The 12283-nt window shown below is 57.7% G+C and carries 14 protein-coding genes; 10 read left to right on the top strand and 4 right to left on the bottom strand.

Features of this window, described 5'->3' with window-relative positions:
* Window positions 1–55: 55 nt before the first annotated feature.
* Together ACZZ0G_RS28735 and mug are read left to right on the top strand one after the other, a co-directional pair.
* Window positions 56–679 carry a TetR/AcrR family transcriptional regulator gene (locus ACZZ0G_RS28735; protein ID WP_463396500.1) on the top strand — a complete coding sequence of 208 codons (624 nt, stop codon included), beginning with the start codon at window positions 56–58 and terminating at the stop codon, window positions 677–679.
* Window positions 680–687: 8 nt separating this feature from the next.
* A complete protein-coding gene (mug, locus tag ACZZ0G_RS28730; protein ID WP_463558542.1) occupies window positions 688–1203 on the top strand; it encodes a G/U mismatch-specific DNA glycosylase in 516 nt (171 codons plus the stop codon).
* On the opposite strand, the gene ACZZ0G_RS28725 is transcribed toward mug, so the two are convergent.
* Entirely contained in the window at window positions 1191–2168 is a 978-nt protein-coding gene (locus ACZZ0G_RS28725; protein ID WP_463558541.1) for an alpha/beta hydrolase, read from the bottom strand. The two genes, mug and ACZZ0G_RS28725, sit on opposite strands and share 13 nt — an antisense overlap.
* On the bottom strand, window positions 2168–2608 hold the full coding sequence (gene tspO, locus ACZZ0G_RS28720; protein WP_077572574.1) for a tryptophan-rich sensory protein TspO: 441 nt from the start codon (window positions 2606–2608) through the stop codon (window positions 2168–2170). The genes ACZZ0G_RS28725 and tspO overlap by 1 nt, the downstream gene beginning before the upstream one ends.
* A gap of 143 nt (window positions 2609–2751) precedes the next feature.
* On the opposite strand from tspO, the gene ACZZ0G_RS28715 reads away from it, so the two are divergent.
* Window positions 2752–3018 carry a hypothetical protein gene (locus ACZZ0G_RS28715; RefSeq protein ID WP_463396497.1) on the top strand — a complete coding sequence of 89 codons (267 nt, stop codon included), beginning with the start codon at window positions 2752–2754 and terminating at the stop codon, window positions 3016–3018.
* 118 nt (window positions 3019–3136) lie between these two features.
* Here ACZZ0G_RS28715 and ACZZ0G_RS28710 read toward each other — a convergent pair whose 3' ends face one another.
* Window positions 3137–3586 (bottom strand): N-acetyltransferase family protein, encoded by a 450-nt coding sequence (locus ACZZ0G_RS28710; RefSeq protein WP_463558914.1) that lies wholly within the window; start codon window positions 3584–3586, stop codon window positions 3137–3139.
* A 160-nt stretch (window positions 3587–3746) separates the two neighbouring features.
* On the opposite strand from ACZZ0G_RS28710, the gene ACZZ0G_RS28705 reads away from it, so the two are divergent.
* Entirely contained in the window at window positions 3747–5666 is a 1920-nt protein-coding gene (locus tag ACZZ0G_RS28705; protein ID WP_463558540.1) for a tyrosine-protein phosphatase, read from the top strand.
* Between the two features lie 682 nt (window positions 5667–6348).
* On the opposite strand, the gene ACZZ0G_RS28700 is transcribed toward ACZZ0G_RS28705, so the two are convergent.
* On the bottom strand, window positions 6349–7320 hold the full coding sequence (locus ACZZ0G_RS28700) for an AraC family transcriptional regulator (RefSeq protein WP_463558539.1): 972 nt from the start codon (window positions 7318–7320) through the stop codon (window positions 6349–6351).
* A 265-nt stretch (window positions 7321–7585) separates the two neighbouring features.
* Here ACZZ0G_RS28700 and ACZZ0G_RS28695 point away from each other — a divergent pair, with 265 nt between their 5' ends.
* From ACZZ0G_RS28695 to ACZZ0G_RS28670, 6 genes are all read left to right on the top strand, one after another.
* The gene (locus ACZZ0G_RS28695; RefSeq protein ID WP_463558538.1) at window positions 7586–8389 is read left to right on the top strand and encodes a 2OG-Fe(II) oxygenase; all 804 of its coding nucleotides are present in this window, start codon (window positions 7586–7588) and stop codon (window positions 8387–8389) included.
* Window positions 8390–8552: 163 nt separating this feature from the next.
* Window positions 8553–9113, top strand: coding sequence for a Crp/Fnr family transcriptional regulator (locus tag ACZZ0G_RS28690; protein WP_463558537.1), 561 nt, complete (start codon window positions 8553–8555; stop codon window positions 9111–9113).
* A 169-nt stretch (window positions 9114–9282) separates the two neighbouring features.
* Window positions 9283–10218 carry an SDR family oxidoreductase gene (locus ACZZ0G_RS28685; RefSeq protein WP_463558536.1) on the top strand — a complete coding sequence of 312 codons (936 nt, stop codon included), beginning with the start codon at window positions 9283–9285 and terminating at the stop codon, window positions 10216–10218.
* A 327-nt stretch (window positions 10219–10545) separates the two neighbouring features.
* Window positions 10546–11091 carry a PAAR domain-containing protein gene (locus tag ACZZ0G_RS28680; RefSeq protein WP_463558535.1) on the top strand — a complete coding sequence of 182 codons (546 nt, stop codon included), beginning with the start codon at window positions 10546–10548 and terminating at the stop codon, window positions 11089–11091.
* Between the two features lie 10 nt (window positions 11092–11101).
* Entirely contained in the window at window positions 11102–11884 is a 783-nt protein-coding gene (locus ACZZ0G_RS28675) for a hypothetical protein (RefSeq protein ID WP_150774763.1), read from the top strand.
* Window positions 11869–12225: a DUF7079 family protein gene (locus ACZZ0G_RS28670; protein ID WP_463558534.1), complete on the top strand. Its 357-nt coding sequence runs from the start codon at window positions 11869–11871 to the stop codon at window positions 12223–12225. Before ACZZ0G_RS28675 ends, ACZZ0G_RS28670 begins: the two co-directional genes overlap by 16 nt.
* Window positions 12226–12283 lie beyond the last annotated feature (58 nt).

Genomic DNA, 12283 nt, shown 5'->3' with positions numbered 1-12283 from the left:
TGCGATGGTGTAAGAATATGAGCGACTTCTTATCCTTGCAAGGAATTTGTACGACGTGGCACAAAATAAACCGACGGAAGGAAAAGGCCGCGGCCGTCCTCGCGCGTATGACCCACAAACCGCATTGCAACAGGCACTCGGCGTGTTCTGGAATACCGGCTATTCGGGGGCTTCGCTGGACAGCATCGCCACCGCAGCGGGCATGAACCGGCCCAGCCTGTACGCCGCGTTCGGCGATAAACACGCGCTGTACATCAAGGCGCTCGATCAATATTGGGACACCGCGCACGCCGCTATGCAGACCGCGCTGAGCGACAGCGAGCTGACTCTGGCGCAGGCGCTGACTGATTTTTATGAGGGGCAATTGGCGATTTATTTCTCCGGCGACGGCCAACCTCGCGGCTGTTTTGCCATTGGCACGGCGACCACCGAAGCCGTCGAAGACCCGGAAATCCGCCAAGTGCTGTCGGCCAGGCTCAGTCAGCTCGACGCTGATCTGGAAGCGCGTCTGCAAAAAGCAATCGAAGCGGGCGAGCTGAAACCTGATAGCGAACTCGCCGCGCTGGCGGTGATCGCGTCTTCATTGCTGCACAGCATTTCGATCCGCGCCCGTGCAGGTAAGTCCCGTGAAGAATTGAGCGCAATTGTGCGCAACGCCGTCAGCGTGATCTGCGGCTAAGCGCGGTCATGAACGGCCTCGACGACATTCTCGCGCAAGACCTGTCAGTGGTCTTTTGCGGGATCAATCCCGGTTTGCTCGCGGCGGAGCAGGGACATCATTTCGCCGGGCGCAGCAATCGCTTCTGGCGTACGTTGCATCTGGCCGGATTCACTGCCGAAGAAATACGCCCGGAATACGACCGCTCGATTCTGCAGTACCAGTGCGGATTGACCGCAGTGGTCGCACGGCCCACCGCGCGGGCGGATCAAGTGTCAGCGCAGGAATTCATCGCTGCCGCCGCTGATTTCGAAGCGAAGATGGCCCGCTACAAACCGCGCCATGTAGCGTTTCTCGGCAAAGCGGCTTACGCGGGGCTTTCCGGGAAAAAAGCCATTGCCTGGGGGCTTCAGCCGGAAACTTTCGCCGGTGCGGCGGTCTGGGTGCTGCCCAATCCCAGCGGCCGCAATCTGGCGTTTCCCCTCGAACAACTGGTCGCGGCCTATCGGCAGTTGTACGAAGCCACAGCGCTTCAAAGCGCTTGAATGTCCGCCTCGATGCGCGCCGAAATCCATTGCCGACTGTAGGCCAGAACGCCCTGAGCAATGGCCGTGGGAAAGTGGATAAAGCCGTGGGGCGAGGAGGGCAGAAGGTACATTTCGACCGGCGCCGATTGCGCCCAGCGCCTGGCGATGTCGAGGGTGTCGTCGCGCAGCGGATCGAGATCACCGGCAAACAGCAGCGCAGGCGGGAAACCGCTGAAGTCGCCGTACAGGGGTGATAACGGTGGCTGGCGGCGTTGTTCGTCAGTCAGTTCCGGGGTCAGCAAGCGCAGTGCATCGACCATGCCCGGGCCGTCCAGCACCAATGTGTCCGCAGGCGCGGAGCGTACGCTTGGCGTGCCGGTCAGGTCGTAGACGCCGTAATACAACAGTGCGCCGTTGATGCGTTGCAGTAAATCGGGCCATTGCTTCAGCGCCAGCAAGGTCGCCGCCGCCAGATGGCCGCCCGCCGATTCACCGACCACCACGACGGGCCGACCGGCAAATTCGGCATCACTCAATACTCCGCGAGTCGCGTTGAGGCAGTCTTGCAGCAGACCTTCAAGCGGCGTCGAAACCGCTAATCGATAATCGACCGAGACCACCGTCACCTGGCAGGTGTTGACGATGGCGATGTTGAAATTGTCGTCCATCTGCGCATTGCCGATCACCCAGCCGCCACCGTGGAAGTCCAGCACCACGCCTTTCGCCGGGCCTTTGGGGCGGATGATGCGCACCGGTACACTCCCCAGCATCTTCTGCTCAGCCGTCAGACCATGCTCGCGCAACTTCCTCGCGCCGCCGACCTGACTCACGCGCAGCAGCGCCTGGATCAAACGCGGCGTCAGGCGATTGCGGATCTTGAAACGCGGCAGCCAGGCGAGTTTGCGGTTGAAGGCGCGTACCTGCGCCAACTCGCGCTCGCCCTGCGGCCACGGTGTTGCACTACCCCAATTGGCGTTGGTCATCAGCGGTTCTTGATCAGAATGGAAAAATTCAACGCAGCGGCAACGCACAGCCACGCCAGATACGGAAACAGGATCAAGCCAGTGATCAAATCCAGTTGTATCGCCAGCACCACCATCGCCGCAACCACCAGCCACAGCACCGTGAGAATCACCATTGCCGCCAACACCTGATGCGCGCCGAAGAACACCGGCGTCCACAGCGTGTTCAACGCAATCTGCGCCGCCCACAGCGCCAGCACGGTCTGGCTGCCGGGGATCAGGCTCAAGCGGTAACCGGCCCACGCCAACAGCAGATAGATAATCGTCCAGGCCACGGGGAACGCCCAATTGGGTGGGGTGAAACCGGGTTTGTTCAGCGTTTCGTACCACGGCCCCGGTTTGAACATCACGCCGGTAGTTGCCGCAGCCGCGCAGGCCAGAAGAAATATGAAAAAGGTCATTGCCAGTCCTTGGCTGAAATCAGCCGGTAAGGGGTTTAAGAAAAGGACGCCCCGGCGCGCGAAAAGTTTGCCATGAATTCCAGATTGGTCTGAGGGGCGATTCAATTTGAACTAAAAACTGACCGTCGCGTCAGGATAACCAGTTGCCTTTTCCTACTGACGCGGATGACATCATGTACACCTATCACATCGAATACCGATTCAACGGCGAGCCTCGTACTTTTCTGCTTGAACTCAAAGAACCACAGTTGGCCGAGCACGAAGCCGCGATGCATCTGCTGGAACTGCACTTGGGCGACGCGGAAAACGGCCTGCTCATGCCCACTGCGGATTCAACGCCCGAGCAGATCCTCGAGCAGGCCGAGCGAGTAGGGATTACGGACATCAACGTGGTCAGTCAAACCAACTGACACCGGTCATTGTGGGAGCGAGCCTGCTCGCGAAAGCGCAGTGTCATCCTGCACATCGGTTGGCTGACACACCGCTATCGCGAGCAGGCTCACTCCTACAGGGGTTCTGCCGCTGCGGTCACAACAGCTTTTGCATGATGATCGTGCGTTCGGCTCCGTGATATTCATCCCGAACCCTGTCGAACCCAAGCGATCGATAAAAACCTTCAGCGGTGATCGAAGAGGGCACATGCAGCTTGGTGAAACCCTGGCTAACAGCGACCGACTCAAGCTCTTCCATCAGCCGCTTGCCCAGCCCTTTTCCCTGACAGCCCGGTGCGACAAACACGCTGCGAACTACGTCGTGATCAAGGCTGGCGGTGGCGACGATGTGCTGATTGAAAGTCACCACGTAAACCTGACGCTTGCCCAGCAAATCCAGAATCGCTTGCGGCGAAAAGCAACGCTGCACCTGCTCTATAACGTCTGGCGAATAGTCGCGCCCATTGGACTCATGCAAGGTGTTCACGATGAGTTCACTGATCATGGCGGCATCTTCGCCTGTTGCGATCCGAATCTGATCTTCCATTTTCGTTAATCCCTGAGACTTTCCCTGCCGGTGGATGGACCAATCGCGCACCCCACAGCCCGATCGCGCAGCCATTTCCATTCAAAGCGAAACTGTCATATTCAGTATCACTTGCCTACCCATAGTGACCAGCCCAACGCTTAAACAATGAGGCTGCACTGTGTTTCAACGTCTTCTGTGTTCGCTGTCCGTACTGAGCCTGTCCATCGCCGCCGCCCATGCTGCCGAGTCCGTTCCGCTCGACACGCCGCGCCTGCAAGGCATGGACAATTTCCGCGATGTCGCCGGCACCACCACCGCGTATTCCACTGCCCACGACGGCACCATGCGTGCTGGCGTGTTCTACCGCGCCAACGCGGTAACTCCGACGGCCTCCGACCTGGCGACCCTCAGCAGCCTCGGCATCAAAGCCGTCTACGACCTGCGCACCCCCAGCGAAATCGCCGCCACTCCCGACACGCTGATCAGTGGTGCGACTTACCAGAACATCGACATCATCGGCAGCACCACCTCTGGCTCGAACATCACCAACATCTCCTTCAAAAGCGCCGCCGACGCCATCGCGATGATGGAACAGACCAACCGCGCTTTCGTCAGCGACGCCGGCATGCGCGGCCAGTTCGGCAAGCTGTTCAATGAACTGGCCAGCGTCGACGCCGCGCAACTGTTCCACTGCACCGCCGGCAAGGACCGCACCGGCTGGACCGCTGCCGTGTTGCAAAGCATCGCCGGTGTCGACGATGCAACCATCATGGCCAACTACCTGGCGACCAACGACTACACGGCCGCCCGCGTCGCTGCCACGTTGAAGGCGATGCCCGCCAGTATGGCCGCCGTGTATGAGCCGCTGCTCGGCGTCCAGGCCAGCTACTTGCAGGCCGGCCTCGACGAAGTCACCGCGCAATACGGCAGCATGGACAACTACCTCAAACAAGGCCTCGGCCTGTCGCAGGAAACCATTTACGTGCTGCGCGGCAAACTGGTCGAATACAACAGCCTGCCGGGTCAGGCCGGGTTGATCGGCAACGCCGCCGCCGGCGCCGAACTGCTCCGCGAGTTGCAGAACACCAACCTGTCCGGCACCTACAGCGCCTACAACTACTACCTGCAATCGGCCATCGACGCCGGCACCCTCGGCGGTGTCGAAACCCAGGTCGGCGGCCAGGTGCACGCCGACGCCGCCAGTTACCTGCTGCGCCAAAACGCGATGATCGAACAAGCCGCCGCACCGTTCGCCAGCGGCACTGATCTCAAGGTCGGCCAATACCGCCTCTGGACCACCGCGCTCGCCGGCTACTTCGGCACCGACGGCTCGTCCCACGCCGACAGCAGCAACGAACACAGCCAAGGCCTGATGGTCGGCGTCACTCAACGCTTCAGCGAACAACTCAGCGCACGCGGCGGCTTCGGCTACAGCAAAGGCACGGTCGGCGGTGCAGGTGGCGAAGCCGATACCGACTTCACCTTCCTCAACGTCGGCGCCCGCTACGGCTTCACCAGCCTCGAACAAGGCCTGTTCGTCGACGCCAACGCCAGCGCCGGCTACGTCGACTACGACAGCAAACGCGACCTCGGCGGCGGCCTCGGCACCGCCAAGGGCGACACCCACGGCAACCTCACTGGCGCCACAGTCGCGCTCGGTTACCGCGCCCCGGTCAACGGCATGACCTTCGAACCGAGTCTCGGCTTCCGCGTCAGCCACCTCGACCTCAATGGCTTCAAGGAGAAGGGCAGCGAACTCTCCCTCGACGTCGACGACAACAGCGCCACCCGCCGCAGCGCCGTCGCCAACCTCAACGTCGCCTTCGCCCCGGTGGCGATGGGCGCATGGCAACTGGTGCCGGGCGTGCAAATGGGATACGAACGCACACTGGGCGACAACCAGGTAGATAGCGAAAGCCACTTGCTCGGCCTCGACATCGAACAACGCGCGGCTTTTGATAATCGCGACCAGTTCAGCGGCGGCGTCAACGTCATGGCCAGCCTCGGCGCCCTCAGCCTCGGCGCAGAAGTGGGCGCCAACGGCGGCGGCGACAGCCACGGCTTCAACGGCGGCCTCAAAGCCAGCTACGCCTTCTAAAACACACACGGGATCAAGGATGACCCCCAATCCAACCAACACCCCAAAACCCACTGTGGGAGCGAGCCTGCTCGCGAAAGCGCCAGATCAGCCAACACCAACATCGACTGACCCAACGCCTTCGCGAGCAAGCTCGCTCCCACAAAAGCCCCTCACCCTAACCCTCTCCCGAAGGGAGAGGGGACTGACCGCGTGGATTGGAAGAGTTACATCGACGTGGCATACCGAGTCGAGCTCAAATTTTGAAAAGCCCACCAATCGGCTCCCTCTCCCTCGGGAGAGGGATGGGCGGGCGGCGTTCCGATGAGGGGCAGTCCCACCACAAAACCTGCGAGTGTCCCTTGCGCTTGTATATGAAGTTGTGGGAGAGGGGACTGACCGAGGCGTCTTGCGTCATGCATCGACCTGAAAGATCGAGGCGATTATGGATTCAAAGCAAGACTTTCAGGTCGGTGTAGATCTTCAATATCCCCGGCTCGGTTCCCTCTCCTTGGGGAGAGGGCTAGGGTGAGGGGAAAGCAGTTACCGCAAAATCAACTGGCCAACTCGGTCAAACGCCTCCGCGCCCACTCCTCGATCAACCGCGCCGGCGTGCCATCCCCACGCTTAGCGACCCATCGGCGCGGTGCGACGTTTAGCTAAATCTTCTCACCACAAGTTACCTTGCAAACCTGTTACCCAATCACCCCCGAGCCCGAAACTCCGCCGGACTCACCCCGTAAGCCCCCTGAAAATACCGACAAAACCGCCCCACATTGCTAAACCCAAACCGCAACGCCACCTCCGTCACCGACCCCGAACCCCGCCGCTTCAACACCTCATAAGCCCGCTCCAGCCGCACCTGCCGCTGATACGCCACAATCGACATCCCGACAAACCGCCGAAACCCCTCCTGCAATGCGCGCTGACTCACATGACTCAACCGCGCCAGATCCACACCACTCACCAACTGCTCCGGATGCGCCTGAATAAACTCCACCGCCAACTTCACATGTCGCGGCGCAACCATCGCCGTCGGCCGGCGCAACGCCTCGGAAAAGTTATGCGGCCACGCCTCCAACACCGCATCAATCAACATCTCGCGCAACCGCGACGGCATCAATGTCCCGCTGTTGATCAACAAATCAAACTCCGTCCCCGTCGCCAAATCGATCAACGCCTTGATCCCCTGAAACGCTGCCGAATTCAGATTCACGCTGGGTTCAAAAACGATCTTCTGCAGAATCGGCTTATCCAGCAGCGCCGATAACCGCTCGGTGAGCTGATGGCGATTGATCGACATGCCGTGATGCGCGTGATCATCGAAGAAGCGCATCGAGCGGATGTCAGCCTTGTCGATCGCCAGCCCAACCTGCGACACACCGATAGACTCAGTGGCATGGTTAAAAACGATCTTGCCCGCCGTGGGGATGACGAAGGTGATTTCATCCTGGGGATCGGGAAAGGCAACCGTGAAATCCCCGCGATAATGCATCCGCCGAAAACTCACCCCGTCATGCCACCCATAAACCCCGCCAATCATGATGTTCAACGGCAGCGGCGGATTGTCCGCATAGCGATTACCAAACAACTTCGAAAACAGTGCACCGAAGTCGTCCGAACGAAGATTGTCGGAGCGCAGAATGATTTGCTGGCGAACAGGAGTCGGAAACACCTTGGCGGCACCTTCGGTTGCGGGCTCTAGAACAGGGGTGAAGGGTAGGGCGCCGAGGAGGTTAGCAGAGGAAATATGACCGGTTTGTGACAGCCAGAAACATGCCGTAACACCGCCGCGCCACGTTTAAGCAAAGGACACTCGGCAGCCAATCACCGACATGGCAACCTGCTCGCCACTGTACTCAGCAAGCAAACACAGGCACCGCGCCAAGCCCTGGCCCCTGTTTGCCCAGCCCTGAAAGCCCACAAACATCGGAGCGGCAATGCAAGCCAACACGCAAACACTCCCCATCACCCTGACCCCCGAACTCGACTTCGACCAAAACGCCGCCAGCGCTTTCGGCGAATCACTGACCCACGAATACACTCAAGCCACACCATTCCCACACATCGTCATCGACAACTTCCTGCAAGCAGACGTCATCGCCAGCATCCGCGAACACTTCCCGGTCGAACCGACCCACAACGAACAAACCTACGAGCGCGGCTACAAAGGCCAACTCAAACGCCAGATCAGCCCCAACGCCTGCAGCCCGTACCTGAAGAACATCTTCAACACCTTCAACTCCGCGCCAATGCTGGAATTCCTCGAAAAACTCACCGGCATTCAAGGGCTGATTCCTGACCCTTATTTCGCGGGCGGTGGCTTACATGAAACCAAAACCGGCGGTTTCCTCGGCGTGCACTCGGATTTTCGGCTGAACAAAAAACTCAACGTTGAGCGGCGGCTGAACGTGATCATTTACCTGACCGAGGATTGGCAGGAGGCGTACGGCGGCAACCTGGAGCTTTGGGATGTGGGGATGAAAAAGTGCCTGAAGAAGGTGCTGCCGATTTATAACCGGTGTGTGATTTTTAATACGGATAAGGATAGTAACCATGGGCATCCGGAGCCGTTGACTACGCCGGAGCACATCACTCGGCGGTCGATTGCGCTTTATTACTACACGGCGAGTGGGGTGGGTGGCGAGCCGGGGCAGAGGAATAAAACGCACTATAAGCCTAGGCCGAAGGATCGGTGGAGTTTGAGGTACTACGCGAATAAATTTTTTAAAAAGAAGGACTGAGGAGGCTGCGTGATCAGGGAAGCAGTCGTTTTTTTTTGACTGGGTGGTAGTAGTTGGTGTTGGTTCAGCTTTCGGCCAATCGCTGCCATTCACGAAGGGCTGCTTTCGGCCAAAAGCGGCCTGTCGACACCGGCGCACCCAATCCTTGTGCGATACTGCGTTCATGAAACTAGACACTGTCCTAGGCGACTTCTTCCTAACGTTCGGCAAAGACCTCCACATAGAGGCCAACCATGCTCTATTACGGTCGGGTGACTTCGCTAAAAACCTCTACCTCATCAAAGCTGGTGCAGTGCGGATCTGCGTGCGCGACCCAGAAGGTACGGATATCAGCGTCCAATTCTTTTTTGAGGGCGAGGTCGTTAGCTCTCTGGAGAGCCTGGTTAGCGGCTGTCCAAGCGAGTTGGAAATTATCACGATGGAAGCGTGCCACCTGTGCGTGCTAGACCGGGACACCGTTCTGGCGCAGATCCTGTCGAAACCAATCTTGCAGACTCAGTTGCTGGCACTCACGCAGTTGCGACTGGCCGACTACATCAAGCTCTACACCAGTGCCATCTCGCAAACCCCTACAGAACGATATCTGGGCATGCTCTCCACTCAGTCAGATCGATTGGCAAGAATCCCCATGCACGTGCTTGCAGGTTATCTGGGGGTGACCCCAGTTCACTTGAGCCGAATTCGGCGAAAGCTGAAAGCGAGCGCAGACAAAACCGGCATCTGAACATATGTAAATGACAACATAACGCCAGAGAAGCACGATTGGCCTTCACCACTGCTCTGGCCAATCTCCGGCAGCTAACGGGCTGATGTTTCGAAACAGCCCCCTACCTTTGGTTACCACAGTAGTGATGAGACTTTTCAAGCATCCATCCACTTCTGGAGGTACCTCGATGGCATTGAATTTACTGGCTGTACTGCAGATTTCCGGCGCAGCTCTTCTGACTTGGGCATTGGTCAAGCTAGCACGGTGGCTTTGGATCTACCTTTGGCTACCAGCGCGATTCAACGGCCAATCTTTAGCCAAACGCTACGGTCAAGGGAGCTGGGCATTCATCACTGGTGCCAGCGACGGTTTGGGCAGAGCTTTCGCCCGCGAATTAGCACACTGCGGCTTTAACCTGATCTTGGCAGCACGTACCCAGTCCAAACTTGACCGCCTCCAGAGCGAGTTGCAGGAGTTGGGGGTTCAAGTTCGAACTGTCGCGCTTGACCTGTCGGATTCGGCCCCACACACCTATCAAGCCCTGGCCGCCGCCGCAGAGGATGTTGATCTTTCGGTGCTGATCAACTGTGTAGGCACCACAGTACATCGGCGTTATGCGGATGTGCCGATTGCCACTTTACGCCGTTTGCTGGCAGTGAATGTCAGTACCACCGCTATCGTGACCCATACGTTGCTGCCTGGACTCCTCAGGCACTCCTCCTCGACGGGAAGACGTGCAGCACTTCTTAACGTAGGCTCCATAGTGGGGCGCTTTTATTGGCCGGGTACGCAGATCTATGGAGCCTGCAAGGCTTTCGTTGATCATCTCACTGTTCCGCTGGCATTTGAGTATTCAGATCAACTCGACGTTTTGTCCTTCCAGCCCACCGTCATGGCGACAGCTATGGCAGCAGGCACAGAACCTGCTGCCATCACCATTACACCAGAAATGGCTGCCAGCGCAGCACTGTCTCATTTAGGCCACACACTCGCATCTCATGGCCACTGGCGACACGGTCTACTGGCAGCCCTTTTCACTATCCTTCCCGCCCGTGTACTAAATGCAGTGCAACTCAGCGGAGCGTTGGAGATGGGGAGAGTTGAAATGACCAAGGGCGAATAGACCCTGGGCGTCGAGTGTCCCCTTTGCTTGTTTCTCGCCAATGCACCCCAGACCAGCAGCTTTAGGTCGGTAGCTGCTCTTCGCTAAGGTCATCTACGGGGCGGACGCAGACAGCTGCGACAGACCGCTTCTGGCCGATTGCTGCCTTTGAATGCAATCAGAGGCAGCCTTTCCCATACGAGTTGTGACGTCTCGGTTCAAATGCTGATCAGCCAATGCGTGCGGCTATTGGAGAGCGTTAGGCAACGCCCACCAGCACATAGATTTTTAACAAGGGACCTGTTCTGGTAGCTCACGACGCTCACAAGGATTTGACAGGAAGTCATAGTGGCTAAGCCAGCGGCGCGAAAAAGTGATCCATACAGTTGCCCATTGCCAGGGCACGGCACCAACCCTATTGCGGTCGGGTCTCCCGACGTGTTTTTCGACGGACTAGCCGCGGCACGGCAAGGTGACGCGTGCACATGCGGGAGTGCGCTCTCATCTGGGCTGTCTTCGACTGTGTTCATCAACGATAAGAATGCCGCAACCATCGATACGGGTGGCGCTCACGGCGGCATCGTTGTTGGTGGGTCAGGGACGGTAATTATCGGGGATACCCATTCGCCCTGTGAGTTTGTTCCTCCTGCGCCACTAGCGGGCCATGCGCGCTGGATCGGCTTCAGAATACCTGCGGACGAGAGCTACGAGGGCCTATCCTGCACCGCGCATTTTGATGACGGCTCATCGTTGCCCGGTGTATTTGATAAAAACAACGCCATTAAATTTTCGAACCTATCGGGGAAGGCGTGCGTGATGCTGCAATTTGAAGAACAAGCATCCGAAGAAGCGGCATCTCTCACCGAAAGTCTACTGAATTCGATTTTGGGATAAGGATCATCCTATGACAGAGCCGTACATCGTCACTGGCAGCTATGTCGTCCAGCGTGAGCACGCCTTGCAAGACTCGCCTCTTGATCGGGCTTTAGAACTGATGGAGGGCTCTGCGCTGCGGTTTTCACTGGATGCGATATCTGATGAAAAAACTCGAGCGAGCTACATCAAGAACATCCAGCGCATGTCTCAGCAAACACGCGATGACGTGAAAGCTGGAAAGATTACGGCGCAAGAGGGAGTGAAGTTCAGTCATGAGATGCGCAACAAAATCATGGTTGAGCACCGCAAATTTACCTCTGCGCAGGGGCTGGCTATCGCCCAGAGGAAGAAAAAGGGTGGGACAGAGCTCAAAACGCTTTTAAATATGTACTCTGAAAACCTATTCCAAAAGGGTTACGACAGCCTTTCGGAAGTAGAGAAGAACAAAGTCCATTACACCATTCTGGAATCTTCGGGACGGGATAATGCCAAGTTCTCGGCGGGTACAAAAAAAATGCTGATCATGGGCAAGCTCGGTGTTGTTGTGACGGCTGCTCTGGCGACGTATCAGATATTGAATGCTGAAAACAAACCTAAGGAAGCTGCGCGCCAAGGAATCATTGTCGGTGCTGGGGCATTTGGTGGGATTCTTGCGGGGTTGGGCGTCAGCGCATTTTGCGGACCTGGTGCTCCCATTTGTGCAATCGCAGTGGTTTTTGCTGGAACAGTCGCAGGCGGTGTTGCAGGCGAAGCTGTTGCGAGCTCATTGGATGAAGAGCTTGAGGAGTTCACGCATTGGGACATCTTCTGACTGAGCCACAACTGACCAAGGTCAGAGCGGCACTCTCCGAGCCATTCAACGACTTTCCTGTCGATTATGACTATCTGGCGAGGAAGGTCAGAGGCGTCGACCCTGACATTCTTTACGAAATCCTCTATTCAGAGGTCGCGCCGGTGTGTTTCACCAATCTTGTGGCCGCTGTACCTCCGGTGTGGACAGGCTTCGACCCCGAAACTCTCAGAGAGTCGATTGAGGAAAGGTTGGCTGCGAGAGAGCGTAATTGGTTTCGTCGCCAGTTCGACAAAGTGCTGGTTCGCTGGCTGAAGTACAACTACGCCTACATCTGGAAAGAAATCGCTAGCAGGCTGTAGCTTGGGGGGATTTTTAGAAGAAAGAGGACGAGATTATTTTTTGTCTCGGTGGGCGTGT

The organism is Pseudomonas sp. AC169, assembly GCF_979258515.1.
This window is presented reverse-complemented; position numbering and strand designations above follow the sequence as displayed.

What these genes read in the sequence shown, in the direction of transcription:
- mug (WP_463558542.1), top strand. Translation starts at nt 688, where the DNA reads ATGAACGGCCTCGACGACATTCTCGCGCAAGACCTGTCAGTGGTCTTT.
- ACZZ0G_RS28685 (WP_463558536.1), top strand. Translation starts at nt 9,283, where the DNA reads ATGGCATTGAATTTACTGGCTGTACTGCAGATTTCCGGCGCAGCTCTT.
- ACZZ0G_RS28675 (WP_150774763.1), top strand. Translation starts at nt 11,102, where the DNA reads ATGACAGAGCCGTACATCGTCACTGGCAGCTATGTCGTCCAGCGTGAG.
- ACZZ0G_RS28690 (WP_463558537.1), top strand. Translation starts at nt 8,553, where the DNA reads ATGAAACTAGACACTGTCCTAGGCGACTTCTTCCTAACGTTCGGCAAA.
- ACZZ0G_RS28725 (WP_463558541.1), bottom strand. Translation starts at nt 2,168, where the DNA reads ATGACCAACGCCAATTGGGGTAGTGCAACACCGTGGCCGCAGGGCGAG.
- ACZZ0G_RS28695 (WP_463558538.1), top strand. Translation starts at nt 7,586, where the DNA reads ATGCAAGCCAACACGCAAACACTCCCCATCACCCTGACCCCCGAACTC.
- ACZZ0G_RS28710 (WP_463558914.1), bottom strand. Translation starts at nt 3,586, where the DNA reads ATGGAAGATCAGATTCGGATCGCAACAGGCGAAGATGCCGCCATGATC.
- tspO (WP_077572574.1), bottom strand. Translation starts at nt 2,608, where the DNA reads ATGACCTTTTTCATATTTCTTCTGGCCTGCGCGGCTGCGGCAACTACC.